Here is an 18,382-nt window from a genome sequence, read left to right as displayed (position 1 = left end):
TTTGTCGGTCTCGTCTCTAATCGAATCAGCTGGGGTTGCTCACGCAGGTTTGTTGTTGTGCGAGCCAAATCAGGTTGCTTACTATGCGCATACTAGCTGGTTGGCTGGATGAGCAGATTTGCACCAAATACCTGAAAAATATGGTGCCCCCGGCAGGATTCGAACCCGCGACCCCCTGATTACAAATCAGGTGCTCTACCAACTGAGCTACAAGGGCAGCGGGGATGCGGATAGCAGTAACCGGATTCGCAAGCAAGAGGGAAAAGCGCGATTGGCGCGGTGGGTCTGGCCGCAAACACCGCTTAACGCCCGTCGTGAAAATCCTTGCGCATGTAGATCGAGGTGAGGCCGACCTGGTAGCGGAAATCATATCCGTTGTCCGTCATGATCCGGAAGGTCTCGGTCTCCATGACGGCCGGAATGGTTAGGGCATAGGTCTCGATGGCGATCATGCGCGGCTTCAGCGGCCAGTCCGCAAGCGAGGCGATAGCCTCTTCATCCATGCCCTCGATATCGATGTTCATGAAATCGATCCCGTCAGGCGCCAGTTCTGCGCTCTCGGCGATGATGGAGGCGATAGAGCGGCAGGGTACCTTTATCGATTGCTGCTTGCCGCGCTCTGACGCCATATCCTGCACGACCGTGCCGGTGAGGTCCGTATGGCCTCCCGAGTAGAACTCTATCGTGTCCCGTTCCGCGGCGATCTTGTCGGAGACGACCGCGGCCCAGATCGTGCGATCCTGCTTTCGCACCCGGCGCAAGATGTCGGCGCTCTTGCGGTTGGCGTCGACATTGACGCCGGTCCATCCCCGAAGCCAGAGCCGCGCGGTGTTGGAATGGGCGAAGGGATGATGGGCGCCGATATCGACGTAGAAACCGTGCTTCTGCTTGTCGAAATTGCGATGGACGATCACATCTTCGCCCCATTGGCCGAAGCGCACCTTTATCTTTCCGTGAGGTCCAAGCAGGTGAAGCAGACGAAGGATGCGCATGGCCGATCTCAGTTGCTGTCCAGGTGACGGCGCGTCGCGTACAGCGCGATTGCAGTGGCGTTGGAGACATTGAGCGACTTGATCGCGCCGGGCATGTCGAGACGGGTCAGGATGTCGACCGTCTCGCGCGTCTTCTGCCTGAGCCCCTTGCCTTCGGCGCCGAGCACGAGTGCGATCCTGTCGCCCGAAAGCCCCGCCTCGATCGGCTCAGGTCCTTCCGAATCAAGTCCGACGGTGGTGAAGCCCTGCGCCTTGATCTCCTCGATGGCGGCGGCAAGGTTGCGCACCTCGATATGGTCGATGAGTTCGAGCGCGCCGGAGGCTGCCTTGGCCAGCACGCCCGATTCCTGCGGGCTGTGACGCTGGGTGGTCAGCAGCGCGCCGGCGCCGAACGCCACCGCCGAGCGCATGATGGCGCCGACATTGTGCGGGTCGGTCACCTGATCGAGGATGACCAGGAGCCGCGTGTCGCCGAGCGCCGACAGCGGCCGCGGCGACAGCGGCGCCGCTTCCAGAAGAACGCCCTGGTGCACCGCGTCATCGCCAAGCAGCCGGTCGATTTCCTGCGGGCTGACCAGCTCGAGCGGGTAGGGCAGGTCCGCATCCTCGGCGATTTCAAGCCGCATCAGCGCGTTGCGCGTGGCCTTCAGGCCGACAATCCGCCGCGCCGGGTTGTCAAGTGCCGCACGCACCGTGTGCAGGCCGTAGAGATAGATGGTGTCGGCTGCCACGCGGTCGGCGTAAAGCGCGCCCTTGCGTGCGGGAAGATCGCGCTTGTTCTTCGGTTGCACGGGCGGCAGGCCTTGGCTGTCCCGCTTGGCGTCGCGATGGGCGCGGCGCAGCTTGGCGTAATGGGTATCGCGGTTGGAACCGGGCGTTCCGGCATCGTCATCTTTGCTCATGCCGCGCTTATACGCCAATTGCCGCGCGGTGCAATCGGTGGCGTGAGGACGGTTTGGAACGCTCTGCGCAACAGCTCGCTCTGGCGCGCCGAACGCTGTCCGACAGGAACTCACGGTTTTTGTCTCAATCCATGTTGACACGGGAACCGCGCGCCGTCATAACGCCGACCGCGGACGGGGCTTTTCCAACCAATTGCCCGGCCCGCGAAGCCTGAAGTTTTCAGGCTGTCCATCTTGGATGCATGACCCTGACGGCTGGTCTGGAGGGATGCCCGAGTGGTTAAAGGGGACGGACTGTAAATCCGTTGGCTTCGCCTACGTTGGTTCAAATCCAACTCCCTCCACCACCGTCGCGGGGTCGTGAATGCGGGTATAGCTCAATGGTAGAGCAGCAGCCTTCCAAGCTGAATACGCGGGTTCGATTCCCGCTACCCGCTCCAAGGATTTCAATGATTTAACTATGGCTGGTTCCATCCGTATCGCAGGAATGCGGAACCTTCGTGCACAGCGGCTTTGCGGGCGCTGCGTGTGAAGACTGCGGCCGGCGGTGGAGCGCCACCGGCTTTGCAATTCGTGGCGACGGTCGGGGTGATCCCGCGGAAAGGCAATCAGCCGAATCGGCCGCCGACCGCCTCCGCATAGCGTTCCAGCCATTGGAACTGCGTGTCGTTCTCCACCGTCTCGGGAAACTGGTTGCGCAACATGGTGACCGCTTCCGCGGGCGGGTCTCCCGCATCGATGAGATGCATGGCTGCGGTGACACCACTGCGTCCGGCGCCATGATGACAACTCATCCCGACCGCGCCGCCGTCGTCAAAGATCGCATCAAACAACGGCCGCAACCGGCGCCAGGCACGAAGGAAGGGTTCTCCCGGTACGCTGTAGTCCTCGATCGGCAAGCCGATGACGCGCAGGCCGCGCGCGCGGGCGTTGCGCCTGAGCAGGGCCAGCGCACCCGCGGGCAGTTCCGTGCTGCTTGCGTGGACGAGAAGCAGCCGGGCTCCAGCGTTGGTGGCCTCGTTCAAGGTCGCATCCATCCGCTCGGGGTTGAGCCAGGCGTCTCCGCGCGCGTCCATGTCGAGCCCCGGAAACCCCATGGTGACGACGCGACCGCCGCCACGGCGGGGACAGATGGCGCGCACCGAACTGATCCCCGGGCAGTCTGATATGTCTTTCTGCATTCTGTGTCCTGTGAGGAGATGCGCGCCCCCCGGGTAGGGAGCGCGCCGCTTCTGGGTCAGCGAATCGGGAACGGGTACATCAGCCCGCCATCGGCCGCGTGGGCGTTCGGGGTGGTCGCGCGAACAAGGCCGAAGGGCGTGTCAGCACCCAGGTGACGGTCGAACACTTCGCCGTAGGAGCCGACCTGCTTGACGACCTGATAGGCCCAGTCTGCGGGCAGGCCGAGTTTCGCGGCCATGTCGGTGGTGGCGGAGTCGGCGCCGAACATGCGCTGGACGGCCGGCGTCTTCTGGTCGAGCTGGGACATGATCTCATCGATATTGGCTGAGCTAATCCCGAGGCTGTCGGCGTTGAGCATCACCTGGAAGCTCCAGAACAGTGCCGCCTCGAAAGCCTGGTCGGGACGCGCGACCAGCGTCAGCGGTTCGTTCGAGATCACCTCGGGCAGGATCACAAAGTCGCCCGGTGTGTCCGACAATTGCCGGTCGGCGCTCAGCGCAGTCACGTCGGAAGCGTAGACGTCGCATTTGCCCGAGAAGAAGGCTTCCAGGCGTGCGGTCTTGTCGGCGATGTTTTCAACCCGGTAGCTCATGCCTTTGGCGCCGAACCAGTCGGCAATGTTGAGCAGCGTGGTCGAACCGTCCTCTGCGCAGACGCTGGCGCCGTCGAGTTCTGCGGCGCTCGCAACGCCGAGCGAGCGGGGCACCATGAAGCCCTGCCCATCGAAGAAGGTGGTGGCGACGAAGGCCAGGCCTTCATCGGCATCGCGGGTGCCCGTGCGGGTAATCGAACGCGAGCCCATATGCGCCTCGCCGGCGACGATAGTCTTCATCGAATCGGAGAATCCGACCCCGCGAATGTCGGCCTTGGAGGCGTCGCCGAGGATGGCTGCGGCCGCCATCCGGCAGAAATCGGCGTTGAAGCCCTGGAACACACCCTGGCTGTCGGGCACGGAGAAGCCCGGGGCGGTCGGGCTGACCAGACAGATCAGGCTGTCCTTGGCCTTGATATCGTCCATGACTGGGCCGGCCAAGGCCGGTGCTGCTCCAAGCACAAGCGAGGAAGCAGTTGCGGTGACGAGGGATTTGAAAGTGGTCATGCGGGTCTCCTGCAGCGGTTGCTGGTTTATGATTGCCATACATGTATACAGGTATACTGCATCAGCTTGATGACACTTTCAATGGCTTCTTGCGCTCTGTCCCTTGTGAAGTTCGCGTCCGATCCAGGACAGGAATGCACAGGAGAGAAGAAACCAGATCCCGACAAAGGCGTAGGCCTCAAGCGCGTATTGCCCCCATCCCGGTTCGCTGAACGCCATCCGCGCCGTCGACGTCAGATCATGGATGCCAAGCACCACCACCAGCGAGGTGTCCTTGTAGGCGCCGATTACGGAGTTGACCAAGGCCGGCAGGCTGCGCGACAGGGCCTGCGGCAGCAGTACCAGCCCCATAGTCTGGCTCCAGGTCAGCCCGAGCGCCTTGGCGGCTTCGGTCTGTGCCTCGGGCAGCGATTGCAGCCCGCCGCGCACGTCTTCGGCGAAATAGGAGGCATGAAACAGGATCAGAGCCACCAGGGTCGCCATCACCGGGCTGATCCTCGTACCCGGCGGCAATGTCAGCGGCAGCACGAAGACGCCCACGAACAGCACCGTGACCATCGGCACGCCGCGCATCGTCTCGATATAGACGACCGCCGCCCTGCGCAGCACCGGCCAGCGGTCCTGGTGGCGCAGCACGGCCAGCGTCACCCCGAGCGGAAAGGCCAGTGCGATGGCGATGACCGACAGGATCAGCAGCACGGGCAAGCCGTTCCAGCGTGACATGTCCACGCGGTCGAGGCCGGCCCAGCCACCGCCCATCAGCAGGAAGGCGGCAGGAATGGTCGCGATCCAGAGCGCGACCAGCACTCGCGGCGTAATCCGGTCGAGCCGTCCGGTGATGCGCAGGCCGACGACTCCCGAGAGCGCCAGCAACAGCATCGAGGCCAGCCCCGGTCGCCAGTGGTCCTGATAGGGGTAGGTGCCAAACAACATGAACCGGCTTTTTTCCACATAGAACCGCCAGCATGCCCCGGCCGTTTCGGCGCAGGCGTGCATCGGCCGCTGCGGCGGAGATGCGGAAAGCACGGCCCAGTCCAGCACGATCCAGATCGCCCAGATCGCCAACGCCGCGCTCACGGCCGAGACCAGCGCGGTCAGCGGCGTACCGGCCCATTGTCGCAAGAGGTCACGACGCTGCGGGGGAGGCGGGGCGGCGGGGATCATGACACGTTCCTTGCGCTGCGGTTGCGAAGTCCGATGTTCAGCCGGTTCATCAGCGACGACGCACCGAGGCACAGTCCGAGATACAGGGCCATGGTGATGAGCATCATCTCCAGCGGGCGGAATGTCTGGTTGATGATGGTTCCGCTGACCGACATCAGGTCCGAGTAGCCCACTGCGATGGCGATCGAGGTGTTCTTGATCAGGTTCACATATTGATTGATCATCGGCGGGATGACGATCCGCAAAACCTGCGGCAACACCACGAACCGGGTCACCGTCCATGGCGCAAGCCCCAGGGCCCGTGCGGCCTCGACCTGTCCTGTGGGGACCGCCAGAATTCCGCCGCGCACCACTTCGGCAATCTGCGCGCCGTGATAGAGGCCCAGCGTGACAAGCACGACCAGGAACTGAACCGACACCCGCGCGCCACCATCAAAATCAAAGCGCACGAAGGTGGGCACGGAGACAACCAGCGGCACTTCCGCCAGCGCCGCAAACCCGAGCTGGCCGGCCAGGATCAGGGTCGCAGCCACGAGCACCACGGGCGTTTCCCGCCCTGTCGCGCGCTGGATCCGGCGCGCTCTGCGCACCCACCACCAGGCCGCAAGGATGGAGAGAAGGAACGGGGCGAGCAGCCAGAGTTGCCGCGGGTCTGCCTCGATCGCCGGCAGATAGAGCGAACGGTTGGACAGATGCAGCGGTCCCCATGACAATGCCTGGCGCACCGGCGGCAGCCCGCGCACCGTGATGACGTAGAGCACCAGCAGAACCAGAATCTTGGGCAGGTTGCGGAACAACTCCACATAGAGAATGGCGACCCAGCGGCCCGCCGGGCTGGGGGTCACGCTGACCAGCCCCATCAGCACGCCGATGATCGTCGCCAGCAGCAGCGAGGCCAGCGCCAGGACCACCGTGTTGAGCAGCCCCGCGACGATCACCCGTGCATAGCTGTCCCCTGACGAGTAGGGAATCAGGCTCTCGCTGAGGTCGAAGCCGGCGGTTTGCGCCAGGAAGCCGTAGCCCGGAGTGACGCCGGTGGCCTGCATGTTGAGAATGATATTGACGCCGAGCAGCGCCAGTCCGGCCAGAGCCAGCCCGACGATCCCGGCTCCGAGCCAGTCCGGCCGCCTTGCGGGCAATGCGGGTGGAGATTGTTGCATCGGTCCTCGCCGTCCGCTAATATGATCTGCACACTTGTATACAGGTAGCATGTAGGAAATTGGTGTGTCACCCCTGTGACGTACAAATCTGGAGGGTCCCGATAAGCATGCAGTTTCAAGCCGCCAGGCCGCGGGTCGAGGAGATCGCGGATGCCATTCGCAAGCGCATCTGCCTGCAGCCGCTCAACGATGAGACCACTTTGCTGGAGGGCACTCTAGCCGCCGAGTTCGGCGTTTCGCGGACGCCGGTCCGGCAGGCATTGCAGCGCTTGTCTTATGAGGGGCTGGTGGAGGTGCGGACAGGTGTCGGTTCGATCGCCTACCAGCTCGATCCAGCGGCTCGGGGCCTTCACATCACCGTTCATGCGGGCCTACTGCGGCTGGTAGGCGGCTTGCCCGACGCGCCCGTCCCTGTCGAAATTGCCAGGCGGCTCGGCGGGCTCGCCGAGCAGACCCGGCAGGCACCGGCCATGGACGCAAGCGCCATGTTCGATCTGTTCGCCGAGCTCAATTTCAATCTGTCGCGCCTGATCCCCGAACAGGTTATCGCCGACGCCCACCTCGTCAGCGGATGGCGCGTCGTGCGCTGGTTACTAGCCGATCTGCGCTCGAATGCCGGCGAGCCGGTTGACGTCCTTGTCCGCCTGTGTCGCGCGGTGCAACTCGAAACAGACAAGGGACGCGCGGCACTGTTCCTCGCCGCAGCCGACAGTCTCGACACAGCGGGTGCCATCCGGGTGCAGTGAGACCGGGCGGGCGGAGCGTCGGGTTTTCCCCATTGACCGGTTCGCGCCCGTCGCCGAAACCTGACGCGGCGCCATTGTCGTCCGCGGGCAGGCGCAAACGCCGTGGTGCGGCGGGTTTCGAGGCTTCGGGGGGACAGAGATTTCCACTTGCGAAACCGAAGCGAAACCCTTATGTCGCGTTAACTTCTCGCGGGACCCGGCGCAGACGCTTCAGGTTCCACAGTCTGCCAACAGAATTACAGGATACAGGACGATGGCAAAGGGTAAGTTCGAGCGCAATAAGCCGCACGTTAACATCGGCACGATTGGTCACGTTGACCACGGCAAGACATCGCTGACGGCTGCGATCACCAAGTTTTTCGGTGAATTCAAGGCCTACGACCAGATCGATGCGGCGCCGGAAGAAAAGGCACGCGGCATCACCATCTCGACGGCCCACGTCGAGTATGAGACCGAAGCCCGTCACTATGCCCACGTCGACTGCCCCGGCCACGCCGACTATGTGAAGAACATGATCACCGGCGCTGCCCAGATGGACGGCGCGATCCTGGTCGTCTCGGCTGCCGACGGCCCGATGCCGCAGACCCGCGAGCACATCCTGCTGGCCCGCCAGGTTGGCGTTCCCTCGCTGGTCGTCTTCCTCAACAAGGTCGACCAGGTCGACGACGAGGAACTGCTCGAGCTCGTCGAGATGGAAGTGCGCGAACTGCTGTCGTCCTACGACTTCCCGGGCGACGATATTCCGATCATCAAGGGTTCGGCCCTCGTTGCTCTCAACGATGGCGACAAGGCCCAGGGTGAAGACGCGATCCGCGCGCTGATGGCAGCTGTCGACAGCTACATCCCGACGCCCGAGCGTCCGATCGACCAGCCGTTCCTGATGCCGATCGAAGACGTGTTCTCGATCTCGGGCCGCGGCACCGTTGTGACCGGCCGCGTCGAGCGTGGCGTTGTCAAGGTTGGCGAGGAAATCGAAATCGTCGGTATCCGCGACACCCAGAAGACGGTCTGCACCGGCGTTGAAATGTTCCGCAAGCTGCTCGATCAGGGCCAGGCCGGCGACAACATCGGCGCACTGCTTCGCGGCATTGGCCGTGAGGACGTCGAGCGTGGCCAGATTCTGTGCAAGCCCGGTTCGGTCAAGCCGCACACCAAGTTCACCGCGGAAGCCTACATCCTGACCAAGGAAGAGGGTGGCCGTCACACGCCGTTCTTCACCAACTACCGTCCGCAGTTCTATTTCCGCACGACCGACGTGACGGGCATCGTGACGCTGCCGGAAGGCACCGAAATGGTGATGCCGGGCGACAACATCTCGGCTGAAGTGGCCCTCATCGTGCCGATCGCGATGGAAGAAAAGCTGCGCTTCGCCATCCGCGAAGGCGGTCGTACCGTCGGCGCCGGCATCGTCGCTTCGATCATCGAGTAATTGATGGTCGCAAGTCGGGATGCGTAAGCCTTCCGCGACTGTCTTGAGAATACGGAACGCGGGCCTTCGGGTCCGCGTTTTTGTTTGCGCAGGAGGAAAGCCCGGCCGATGATTTGGCATCGGCCCTTTTGCGCGCCATACTCGTTCGCGGGGCCGAGGTTGCTTTGGGGGAGGCGTTCAAATGCGTTGGGGCAGGGCCGGTGTTGTCGTTCTTGCCCTCGCAGGCCTGCTGGTCCAGGGACAGGCCGCCTCGGCTCGCTGCCCGGATCGTCCGCCCTGCAAGGGCTGTGGCTGCAAGGGCGGGCCAGGCTACCGGTCGAATGCGACCGGCAAGTGCGTGGGGTTCAAGGCGCTCAAGGCAACTTGCGGAAATCCTCCGACGCTCAGATGCACATTCGAGAATGCACCCGGAACCGGACTGAACCGGGAATGCGCCTTGGGGTCATCGGCCGGGACGCAGGATTGAAAAGCCGAACGACAGCCTTTAGGGAAGGCGAAGGTGGCACTCATGCTGCCGCTATTGGCAATCGCATGGAGGCGATGGTGAACAAGACCCCGTTCTGACAATCCGAAATGTCCAACTTCAGATCGAAAGAGCAGAACCATGTCCCGTCCCTTTCTCGACGCGGGTGCGCGTCACCCCATCATCCTGGCCAACGGCAGCCCGCACACCGGAACAGTTCACCTCAACCAGGTGATTGACCATCCCAACATCTCTATTGGCGATTACAGCTACTATTCGGGGTTTGATACGCCTGCCGATTACGCTGCCGCGCTGGCACCCTACCTCTATCCAGGAGCACCCGAACGCCTCGCTATCGGCAAGTTCTGCCAGATCGCTCATGGTGTCCGCATCATCACCAGCTCGGCCAACCATGCCATGGACGGGTTTTCCACCTATCCCTTTGCTGTTTTCAACCCCGACCTGATCGGCGGCTATGCCGCGTCCATCGGCAACAGCCGCGACACGGTCATCGGCAATGATGTCTGGCTGGGATTCGAATCGGTGGTGATGCCGGGCGTTCGCATCGGCAATGGCGCCATCATCGCCGCGCGCGCGGTGGTGACGGGCGATGTGCCTGACTATGCGATCGTCGCGGGCAATCCCGGGCGCGTTATCCGCCGGCGGTTTGACGACGATGTGGTTGAGCGGCTGCTTGCGGTTGCCTGGTGGGACTGGGAGCTGGAGCGTATAGCCCGTCATGCCGAAGCCATCACCGGCGCGGACGTCGAGGCGCTCGAGCGCGGCGCCTGAGGCGGCGAGAGGGGGGGGCGGCGAGAGCCCGGAAAAAGCGGCATGTTACGGCCCGGCGGGGTGGCAGGAACCTGCCTGTTGGGAGCGCTCGAACCGTCATTGTGGAGAAAAACACGATACGGCCCTGATTGCCGTCACTTCTTTCTTGCATTCCCCGTGCTTTTGACGCTATCAGGTCCGCCACCGGCCTAGGGGTATAGCTCAGTTGGTAGAGCGACGGTCTCCAAAACCGTAGGTCGCAGGTTCGAGTCCTGCTGCCCCTGCCAGCCCGGATCGCCGGTTTTGGCGATTGTTGGATTGGTTCGCGGTTGATGACCCGATCTGAGGATCTGGTTAGCAATCTTCGGGCCAGTTTGCCGGTCATGAATTAAAAAAGCCCGATGCCCTCTTGTGATTTAGGGAATCGGGCTTTATGTAGACGTTAACAGACACGCGGTGCGTGGAGCTGGGAGACCGGCTTTACGCGCCGTATAAGCGTGGACAGACAATGGCATCCAAAACAAATCCGTTTACATTCCTCCAGCAGGTTCGGTCCGAAACTGCGAAAGTGAAATGGCCTTCACGCCGTGAAACCTCGATCTCCACGATCATGGTTCTCGTCATGGTGTTGCTTGCGTCCATTTTCTTCTTTACGGCCGACCAGGCTTTGGGATGGGCGATCGGGCTCATCCTGAATGTTGGCGCTTGAGGCAGGGGAAAACATGACTGCACGCTGGTATATAGTCCACGCCTATTCGAACTTCGAGAAGAAGGTTGCGGAATCGATCGAGGAGCAGGCTCGCCAGAAGGGCTTGAGCCATCTTTTCGAGAAGATCCTGGTTCCGGTCGAGAAGGTTGTCGAAGTGCGTCGTGGCCGCAAGGTGGACGCAGAGCGCAAGTTCTTCCCTGGTTACGTCATGGTTCGCGCCGATCTGACCGATGAGGCTTTCCACCTGATCAAGAACACGCCGAAGGTGACCGGCTTTCTGGGCAGCGATTCCAAGCCGGTTCCGATTCCGGACTCCGAGGCTGAGCGCATCCTGATGCAGGTTCAGGAGGGCGTCGAGCGGCCGAAGCCGTCGATCGCCTTCGAGATCGGCGAGCAGGTGCGGGTTTCCGACGGTCCTTTCGCGTCGTTCAACGGAACGGTTCAGGAAGTCGACGAGGAGCGTTCGCGCCTCAAGGTCGAGGTGTCGATCTTTGGCCGGGCCACTCCGGTCGAGCTCGAATACGGTCAGGTCGAGAAGGTCTGACGACAGATTGCCCGTCCGCGTTTTCGTCAAGAGAGCGCGACCGGGTTTTTGTGTTATCGCAATGTTCGGTGACGCAAGCGCGTGGGAGGCGAGGGGGCTGTAGCCGGCCCTTGGATCGAACCACGCAACCGCAGCCGCCGGTTTTCCGGCAAACGGTGGTGCCTCGCGCATCATCATAACAAGAGGCAGAGAAACAATGGCTAAGAAAGTTGCAGGTCAACTCAAGCTGCAGGTTCCGGCCGGTTCGGCGACTCCGTCGCCCCCGATTGGTCCGGCACTTGGTCAGCGCGGCATCAACATCATGGAATTCTGCAAGGGATTCAATGCCGCCACCCAGGAAATGGAAAAGGGTATGCCGATTCCGGTCGTCATCACCTACTACCAGGACAAGTCCTTCAATTTCGTGATGAAGAAGCCCCCTGTGAGCTACTTCCTCAAGAAGGAAGCAAAGCTCAAGTCCGGCTCCAAGACGCCGGGCAAGGAAGTTGCAGGCTCGATCACGCGTGACCAGGTCCGCACGATCGCCGAAGCAAAGATGAAGGATCTGAACGCCGCCGACATCGAAGGCGCGATGGCTATGGTCGAGGGCTCCGCCCGCTCCATGGGCCTGGAAGTGACGGGATAAGACCATGGCCAAGATTGCAAAGCGTATGCAGAAGGTCAACGAAGGCGTTGACCGCAACAAGCTCTACCCGCTGGGTGATGCCGTATCCTTGATCAAGGAGCGCGCTATCGCCAAGTTCGACGAGACCATCGAAGTCTCGATGAACCTCGGCGTCGACCCGCGCCACGCCGACCAGATGGTCCGCGGTGTGGTCAACCTGCCCAACGGCACCGGCCGTACCGTCCGCGTCGCCGTCTTCGCCCGAGGCGACAAGGCTGATGAAGCCCGCGCAGCCGGCGCAGACATTGTCGGCGCTGAAGAACTGGTCGACATCGTCCAGTCCGGCACCATCGAATTCGATCGGTGTATCGCTACCCCGGACATGATGCCGCTGGTCGGTCGTCTCGGCAAGGTTCTCGGCCCGCGCGGCATGATGCCGAACCCGAAGGTCGGCACCGTGACCATGGACGTCACCGGTGCGGTCAATGCATCCAAGGGCGGTGCCGTCGAATTCCGCGTCGAGAAGGCTGGTATCGTCCATGCCGGTATCGGCAAGGCTTCGTTCGGCTCGCAGCAGATCGAGGAAAACATCCGCGCTTTTGCCGATGCCGTCATCAAGGCAAAGCCGTCGGGCGCTAAGGGCAACTACGTCAAGCGCGTGGCGATTTCCTCGACCATGGGCCCTGGCCTCAAGATCGATCCGTCGTCGCTCAGCGTCGCCTGATCTGGAATATTAGGAAAACCGGATATGTGTCCGGTTTTCCTCAGTTTTCGGCCTTAGGGCCGGAAAGGTCCGGAGGCAACTCCGGGCTCCCTGTCCGAGATTGCGGGTGGTGTGCCCTTGCCGGTTCACCTTAATTCATGACCTGCATGAGACGGGTAAGATCCGTTTTCGGGGCGAACGCCCCTACGGTTCGAACCTCGCTTGCCTTGTGCCGCTACCGTCAATCGGTTCCGGCGTAAGGGGACAGGATCCTCAAGCGTCGCTTGTGGGTTCGATGAGAATCCCTGGCGGCAAAGGCAAACCCGGCAGGTGGTGCATGCATCATCTGCCAACTGGAGAAACGCAGTGGATAGAGCGGAAAAACGCGAATTCGTCGCGGAACTGAACGGTGTTTTCACCAACGCCGGTTCGGTTGTCGTGGCCCACTACGCCGGTCTGACGGTTGCGCAAATGAACGACCTTCGGTCGCGCATGCGCACAGCCGGAGGCACCGTCAAGGTCGCGAAGAACCGCCTTGCCAAGATCGCTCTTCAGGGCACGGAGTCAGAAGGGGTCGCAGATCTCTTCACCGGTCAGACGCTCATCGCTTATTGCGATGATCCGGTGACCGCTCCGAAGATCGCCGTCGAGTTCACCAAGGTCAGTGACAAGCTGGTCATCATTGGTGGCGCGATGGGGGCGACAGTACTCGACGCCGATGGGATCAAGGCTCTTGCCACGATGCCGTCGATCGACGAGCTCCGCGCAAAGATTGTTGGCATGATTCAGACGCCAGCAACGCGCATCGCCCAGATCGTCAACGCACCTGCTGGTGCGGTGGCGCGCGTCATCGGCGCGTACGCCCGGAAGGACGAAGCCGCATAAGGCGGAACTTCGCTGTGAAATAGTTCAAAACCGGTTCGAACCGAATACAAGGAAGTAAGAAAATGGCTGATCTCGCCAAAATCGTGGAAGACCTTTCCAACCTGACCGTCCTGGAAGCTGCTGAGCTGTCCAAGATGCTTGAAGAAAAGTGGGGCGTTTCCGCCGCTGCACCGGTGGCCGTTGCTGCTGCCGGCGCTGCTGCTGCTCCTGCTGAAGCCGCTGAAGAACAGACTGAATTCGACGTGATCCTCGCCGAAGCCGGCGCCAACAAGATCAACGTCATCAAGGAAGTCCGCGCCATCACCGGTCTCGGCCTCAAGGAAGCCAAGGACCTGGTCGAAGCTGCTCCCAAGGCTGTCAAGGAAGGCATTTCCAAGGGCGAAGCTGAAGACATCAAGAAGAAGCTTGAAGACGCTGGCGCCAAGGTCACCGTCAAGTAAGACGACAATTGCATCCGGGGGCGAGGTCACTCTCCCCCGGATGCATTCATGACGAACGGATTACCCAAAAGCCTGAAAACGGCTTTTGGGTAATGGGTTCTTCAAAAGGATGGTTTCGAACCAGACTGCAAGGCACTCCGGCCGCGCCGTTCTGGGAAATGAAACGAGATTGAACGAATTCATTTATATGACGGAGTCGCTTGGCCAGCGGCGTTCGTCTGTTGCAGGCCCGGATGCAAATTGACAAGGAGCGACGATGGCTCAGACCCTTTCCTTCAACGGTCGCAGGCGCGTACGCAAGATTTTCGGAAAAATCCCGGAAGTGGCGGATATGCCGAACCTCATCGAGGTTCAGAAGGCATCTTATGACCAGTTCCTGATGGTGGACGAGCCGCTCGGCGGCCGTTCTGACGAAGGATTGCAAGCAGTTTTCAAATCGGTTTTCCCGATTTCCGATTTTTCCGGCAGCGCAATGCTGGAATTCGTGTCCTACGAGTTCGAACCGCCGAAGTTCGATGTTGAGGAATGCCGCCAGCGCGATCTGACCTACGCAGCGCCGCTCAAGGTGACGCTGCGCCTGATCGTGTTCGATATCGATGAGGATACCGGCGCCAAGTCGATCAAGGACATCAAGGAACAGAACGTCTACATGGGCGACATGCCGCTCATGACCGACAACGGCACCTTCATCGTCAACGGCACCGAGCGCGTCATCGTTTCCCAGATGCACCGTTCGCCCGGCGTGTTCTTCGATCACGACAAGGGCAAGAGCCATTCCTCGGGCAAGCTGCTGTTTGCCGCCCGCGTCATTCCCTACCGCGGTTCCTGGCTCGACATCGAGTTCGACGCCAAGGATATCGTTCACGCCCGCATCGACCGTCGCCGCAAAATTCCGGCCTCGTCGCTGCTGATGGCGCTTGGCATGGACGCCGAAGAGATCCTGTCGACCTTCTACACCCACTCGATCTATGCGCGTGACGGTGAAGGCTGGCGGATTCCGTTCCAGCCCGAGACCCTCAAGGGCCAGAAGGCCATGGCCGACATGATCGACGCCGATACCGGCGAAGTCGTGGTTGAGGCCGGCAAGAAGCTGACCCCGCGTCTGCTCAAGCAGCTGACCGAAAAGGGCGTCAAGTCGATCAAGGCCACCGATGAGGACCTGGTCGGTTCCTACCTGGCTGAGGACATCGTCAACCCCGAGACCGGCGAAGTCTATCTCGAGGCCGGCGACGAGCTTGAATTCTCGGTCGACGCCAAGTCCGGCGAGCGCAAGGGCAACCTGATCGATCTGATCGAGGCCGGCTACGACGACATCAAGATCCTCGACATCGACCATATCAATGTCGGCGCCTATATCCGCAACACGCTGGCAGCCGACAAGAACACCTCCCGTCAGGAAGCGCTGTTCGACATCTACCGCGTCATGCGTCCGGGCGAGCCGCCGACCATGGATTCGGCCGAAGCCATGTTCAATTCGCTGTTCTTCGACAGCGAACGCTACGACCTCTCGGCTGTCGGTCGCGTCAAGATGAACATGCGTCTCGACCTCGACGCCGAGGACACCGTCCGCGTTCTGCGCAAGGATGACATCATCGCCGTCGTCCGTACGCTCGTCTCCCTGCGTGACGGCAAGGGCGAAATCGACGACATCGACAATCTCGGCAACCGCCGTGTGCGTTCGGTCGGCGAGTTGATGGAAAACCAGTACCGTCTTGGTCTGCTGCGCATGGAGCGCGCCATCAAGGAGCGCATGTCGTCGATCGAAATCGACACAGTCATGCCGCAGGACCTGATCAACGCCAAGCCGGCAGCCGCCGCGGTGCGCGAGTTCTTCGGTTCCTCGCAGCTGTCGCAGTTCATGGACCAGGTCAACCCGCTGTCCGAGATTACCCACAAGCGCCGTCTTTCGGCGCTTGGACCGGGCGGCCTGACGCGTGAGCGCGCCGGCTTCGAAGTCCGCGACGTTCACCCGACCCACTACGGTCGTATCTGCCCGATCGAAACGCCGGAAGGCCCGAACATCGGTCTGATCAACTCGCTGGCGACGTTTGCCCGCGTCAACAAGTATGGCTTCATCGAAAGCCCGTATCGCAAGCTCGCCGATGGTAAGGTCACCAAGGAAGTGATCTACCTGTCTGCGATGGAAGAAGCGAAGTACTTCGTTGCCCAGGCAAATGCCGAGCTCAGTGAAGACGGTCAGCTGGTCGACGAGTTCGTCGTCTGCCGCCATTCCGGCGACGTGATGATGACCCCGCGCGACAATATCGATCTGATGGACGTGTCGCCGCGCCAGCTGGTGTCGGTTGCTGCAGCCTTGATCCCGTTCCTTGAGAACGACGACGCCAACCGCGCGTTGATGGGATCGAACATGCAGCGTCAGGCAGTTCCGCTGGTCCGCGCCGAAGCTCCGTTTGTCGGCACCGGCATGGAGCCGATCGTGGCCCGTGACTCTGGTGCTGCCATTGCGGCCCGCCGCGGCGGCGTTGTCGACCAGGTCGATGCTACCCGTATCGTCATCCGCGCCACCGAGGATATGGAAGCCTCGCGTTCGGGCGTCGACATCTACCGGCTGCAGAAGTTCCAGCGCTCCAACCAGAACACCTGCATCAACCAGCGTCCGCTGGTTACCGTGGGTGACGTCTTGAACAAGGGCGACATCATTGCCGACGGTCCGTCGACCGATCTGGGCGACCTGGCTCTGGGCCGCAACGTGCTCGTCGCGTTCATGCCCTGGAACGGCTACAACTACGAGGATTCGATCCTTCTCTCCGAGCGCATCGTCTCCGACGACGTGTTCACCTCCATCCACATCGACGAGTTCGAGGTGATGGCGCGTGACACCAAGCTCGGACCGGAAGAGATCACCCGCGATATTCCGAACGTCTCGGAAGAGGCGCTTCGCAATCTCGACGAGGCCGGCATTGTCTATATCGGCGCCGAAGTGGCTCCGGGCGACATTCTGGTTGGCAAGATCACCCCGAAGGGCGAAAGCCCGATGACGCCGGAAGAGAAGCTTCTGCGCGCCATCTTCGGTGAAAAGGCCTCCGATGTCCGCGATACCTCGATGCGGATGCCGCCCGGAACCTACGGCACCATCGTCGAAGTCCGCGTTTTCAACCGCCACGGCGTTGAAAAGGACGAGCGCGCCATGGCCATCGAGCGCGAGGAAATCGAGCGCCTGGCCAAGGACCGTGACGACGAGCAGGCCATTCTTGACCGCAACGTCTATGGTCGTCTGTCGGACATGCTGGCGGGCAAGACCGCCATCGCCGGACCGAAGGGCTTCAAGAAGGGCTCGGAAGTCAACGCCGAGACCATTTCCGAGTATCCGCGTTCGCAGTGGTGGACATTCGCAGTCGAGGACGAAAAGCTGCAGGGCGAAATCGAAGCGCTCCGGGCCCAGTACGACGATTCCAAGAAGCTGCTCGAAGCCCGCTTCATGGACAAGGTCGAGAAGGTGCAGCGCGGCGACGAACTGCCGCCGGGTGTCATGAAGATGGTCAAGGTCTTCGTCGCGGTGAAGCGCAAGATCCAGCCGGGCGACAAGATGGCCGGTCGTCACGGCAACAAGGGTGTGGTGTCCCGCATCCTGCCTTGCGAAGACATGCCGTTCCTCGAAGATGGAACCCATGTCGACATCGTGCTCAACCCGCTGGGCGTGCCTTCGCGCATGAACGTCGGTCAGATCCTCGAAACCCACCTGGGTTGGGCTTGCGCCGGTATGGGCAAGCAGATCGGTGCGATGCTTGATGCCTACAATGAGGGTGGTGATATCCAGCCGCTGCGCGACACCATCGACAGCGTCATCGGCACCGGTCCGAAGGGCGAGCCGATCAAGCAGTATGATGATCCGTCGATCGTCCGTCTGGCCGAGCAGACCCGCCGCGGCGTGTCGATCGCCACGCCTGTGTTTGACGGCGCGGTCGAGGCCGACATCAACATCATGCTCGAGCAGGCAGGGCTCAATGTCTCGGGTCAGTCGACGCTCTATGACGGGCGTACCGGCGAAACCTTCGACCGTCCGGTGACCGTGGGCTACATCTACATGCTCAAGCTCAACCACTTGGTCGACGACAAGATCCACGCCCGTTCGATCGGACCTTACTCGCTCGTGACCCAGCAGCCGCTGGGCGGCAAGGCGCAGTTCGGCGGTCAGCGCTTCGGGGAAATGGAGGTCTGGGCTCTGGAAGCCTACGGTGCCGCCTACACCCTGCAGGAAATGCTGACCGTGAAGTCCGACGACGTGGCCGGCCGTACCAAGGTCTACGAAGCCATCGTGCGTGGCGACGACACCTTCGAGGCCGGCATTCCGGAGAGCTTCAACGTTCTCGTCAAGGAAATGCGGTCGCTTGGTCTCAACGTCGAGCTGGAATCGAACAAGATCGACGGCCTTGCGGAACCGGATGAACTGCCGGACGCGGCTGAATAAAGCCTGGAAGGCGCGGGGGACCGAGGTTCCTCGCGCCATCATCCTTTCCGCTTCAAGGCGGACAGGAGATGACACCCGCGTCTGACGCGGTGAACATGAATTTCAGGCGATGGCCTGTTGCCGGTGTTGACCGGCGCCGTCGCAAGTCAAGGGCGAACAG

General features: G+C 61.7%; 16 protein-coding genes and 4 tRNA genes. 13 read left to right on the top strand and 7 right to left on the bottom strand.

All coding sequences use genetic code 11. The annotated features are described in order from the left end of the window. Window positions 1–141: 141 nt before the first annotated feature. From O4H62_RS02365 to O4H62_RS02355, 3 genes are all read right to left on the bottom strand, one after another. Window positions 142–217: transfer RNA gene (locus tag O4H62_RS02365), tRNA-Thr, on the bottom strand. Window positions 218–302: 85 nt separating this feature from the next. After that, window positions 303–992 (bottom strand): FkbM family methyltransferase, encoded by a 690-nt coding sequence (locus O4H62_RS02360; protein ID WP_269385523.1) that lies wholly within the window; start codon window positions 990–992, stop codon window positions 303–305. Window positions 993–1,000: 8 nt separating this feature from the next. After that, window positions 1,001–1,894, bottom strand: a complete 894-nt coding sequence (locus O4H62_RS02355; protein ID WP_269385522.1) for a TrmH family RNA methyltransferase — start codon at window positions 1,892–1,894, stop codon at window positions 1,001–1,003. 262 nt (window positions 1,895–2,156) lie between these two features. Between O4H62_RS02355 and O4H62_RS02350 the strand changes: the two genes are divergently transcribed. Together O4H62_RS02350 and O4H62_RS02345 are read left to right on the top strand one after the other, a co-directional pair. Further along, window positions 2,157–2,241, top strand: a tRNA-Tyr gene (locus O4H62_RS02350). 19 nt (window positions 2,242–2,260) lie between these two features. Continuing rightward, window positions 2,261–2,334: transfer RNA gene (locus tag O4H62_RS02345), tRNA-Gly, on the top strand. A gap of 168 nt (window positions 2,335–2,502) precedes the next feature. Here the strand turns inward: O4H62_RS02345 and O4H62_RS02340 are convergent. The 4 genes from O4H62_RS02340 to O4H62_RS02325 all read right to left on the bottom strand — a co-directional run bounded on the left by O4H62_RS02340 (window position 2,503) and on the right by O4H62_RS02325 (window position 6,499). After that, window positions 2,503–3,075 (bottom strand): protein-tyrosine phosphatase family protein, encoded by a 573-nt coding sequence (locus O4H62_RS02340; RefSeq protein WP_269385521.1) that lies wholly within the window; start codon window positions 3,073–3,075, stop codon window positions 2,503–2,505. A gap of 56 nt (window positions 3,076–3,131) precedes the next feature. Beyond that, a complete protein-coding gene (locus O4H62_RS02335; protein ID WP_269385520.1) occupies window positions 3,132–4,175 on the bottom strand; it encodes a transporter substrate-binding domain-containing protein in 1,044 nt (347 codons plus the stop codon). 78 nt (window positions 4,176–4,253) lie between these two features. Further along, on the bottom strand, window positions 4,254–5,339 hold the full coding sequence (locus tag O4H62_RS02330) for an amino acid ABC transporter permease (protein ID WP_269385519.1): 1,086 nt from the start codon (window positions 5,337–5,339) through the stop codon (window positions 4,254–4,256). After that, window positions 5,336–6,499 carry an amino acid ABC transporter permease gene (locus tag O4H62_RS02325; protein ID WP_269385518.1) on the bottom strand — a complete coding sequence of 388 codons (1,164 nt, stop codon included), beginning with the start codon at window positions 6,497–6,499 and terminating at the stop codon, window positions 5,336–5,338. Before O4H62_RS02325 ends, O4H62_RS02330 begins: the two co-directional genes overlap by 4 nt. A 107-nt stretch (window positions 6,500–6,606) precedes the next feature. On the opposite strand from O4H62_RS02325, the gene O4H62_RS02320 reads away from it, so the two are divergent. The 11 genes from O4H62_RS02320 (at window position 6,607) to rpoB (ending at window position 18,222) form a co-directional block, all read left to right on the top strand. Next, window positions 6,607–7,245 carry a GntR family transcriptional regulator gene (locus tag O4H62_RS02320; RefSeq protein ID WP_269385517.1) on the top strand — a complete coding sequence of 213 codons (639 nt, stop codon included), beginning with the start codon at window positions 6,607–6,609 and terminating at the stop codon, window positions 7,243–7,245. A 253-nt stretch (window positions 7,246–7,498) separates the two neighbouring features. Next, window positions 7,499–8,674: an elongation factor Tu gene (tuf, locus tag O4H62_RS02315; protein WP_269385504.1), complete on the top strand. Its 1,176-nt coding sequence runs from the start codon at window positions 7,499–7,501 to the stop codon at window positions 8,672–8,674. Between the two features lie 604 nt (window positions 8,675–9,278). Next, complete coding sequence (locus O4H62_RS02310; RefSeq protein WP_269385516.1) at window positions 9,279–9,929, top strand: CatB-related O-acetyltransferase; 651 nt, start codon at window positions 9,279–9,281, stop codon at window positions 9,927–9,929. Between the two features lie 190 nt (window positions 9,930–10,119). Then, window positions 10,120–10,195: transfer RNA gene (locus tag O4H62_RS02305), tRNA-Trp, on the top strand. A 221-nt stretch (window positions 10,196–10,416) separates the two neighbouring features. Continuing rightward, window positions 10,417–10,617 (top strand): preprotein translocase subunit SecE, encoded by a 201-nt coding sequence (gene secE / locus O4H62_RS02300; RefSeq protein ID WP_269385515.1) that lies wholly within the window; start codon window positions 10,417–10,419, stop codon window positions 10,615–10,617. Window positions 10,618–10,630: 13 nt separating this feature from the next. Then, on the top strand, window positions 10,631–11,161 hold the full coding sequence (gene nusG, locus O4H62_RS02295; protein WP_269385514.1) for a transcription termination/antitermination protein NusG: 531 nt from the start codon (window positions 10,631–10,633) through the stop codon (window positions 11,159–11,161). 196 nt (window positions 11,162–11,357) lie between these two features. Then, on the top strand, window positions 11,358–11,786 hold the full coding sequence (rplK, locus tag O4H62_RS02290) for a 50S ribosomal protein L11 (protein ID WP_269385513.1): 429 nt from the start codon (window positions 11,358–11,360) through the stop codon (window positions 11,784–11,786). 4 nt (window positions 11,787–11,790) lie between these two features. Further along, entirely contained in the window at window positions 11,791–12,489 is a 699-nt protein-coding gene (rplA, locus tag O4H62_RS02285) for a 50S ribosomal protein L1 (RefSeq protein ID WP_269385512.1), read from the top strand. Window positions 12,490–12,834: 345 nt separating this feature from the next. Then, window positions 12,835–13,353, top strand: a complete 519-nt coding sequence (gene rplJ, locus O4H62_RS02280; protein WP_269385511.1) for a 50S ribosomal protein L10 — start codon at window positions 12,835–12,837, stop codon at window positions 13,351–13,353. A gap of 62 nt (window positions 13,354–13,415) precedes the next feature. After that, window positions 13,416–13,793: a 50S ribosomal protein L7/L12 gene (rplL, locus tag O4H62_RS02275; RefSeq protein WP_269385510.1), complete on the top strand. Its 378-nt coding sequence runs from the start codon at window positions 13,416–13,418 to the stop codon at window positions 13,791–13,793. A 256-nt stretch (window positions 13,794–14,049) separates the two neighbouring features. Continuing rightward, window positions 14,050–18,222: a DNA-directed RNA polymerase subunit beta gene (rpoB, locus tag O4H62_RS02270; RefSeq protein WP_269385509.1), complete on the top strand. Its 4,173-nt coding sequence runs from the start codon at window positions 14,050–14,052 to the stop codon at window positions 18,220–18,222. Window positions 18,223–18,382 lie beyond the last annotated feature (160 nt).

Origin of the sequence: Parahoeflea alexandrii, assembly GCF_027214025.1 — a bacterium.
Taxonomy (GTDB): Bacteria; Pseudomonadota; Alphaproteobacteria; order Rhizobiales; family Rhizobiaceae; genus Hoeflea; species Hoeflea alexandrii_A.
Note: the sequence above shows the minus strand (reverse complement) of the source record. Positions and strands in the feature narration are given on the sequence as shown.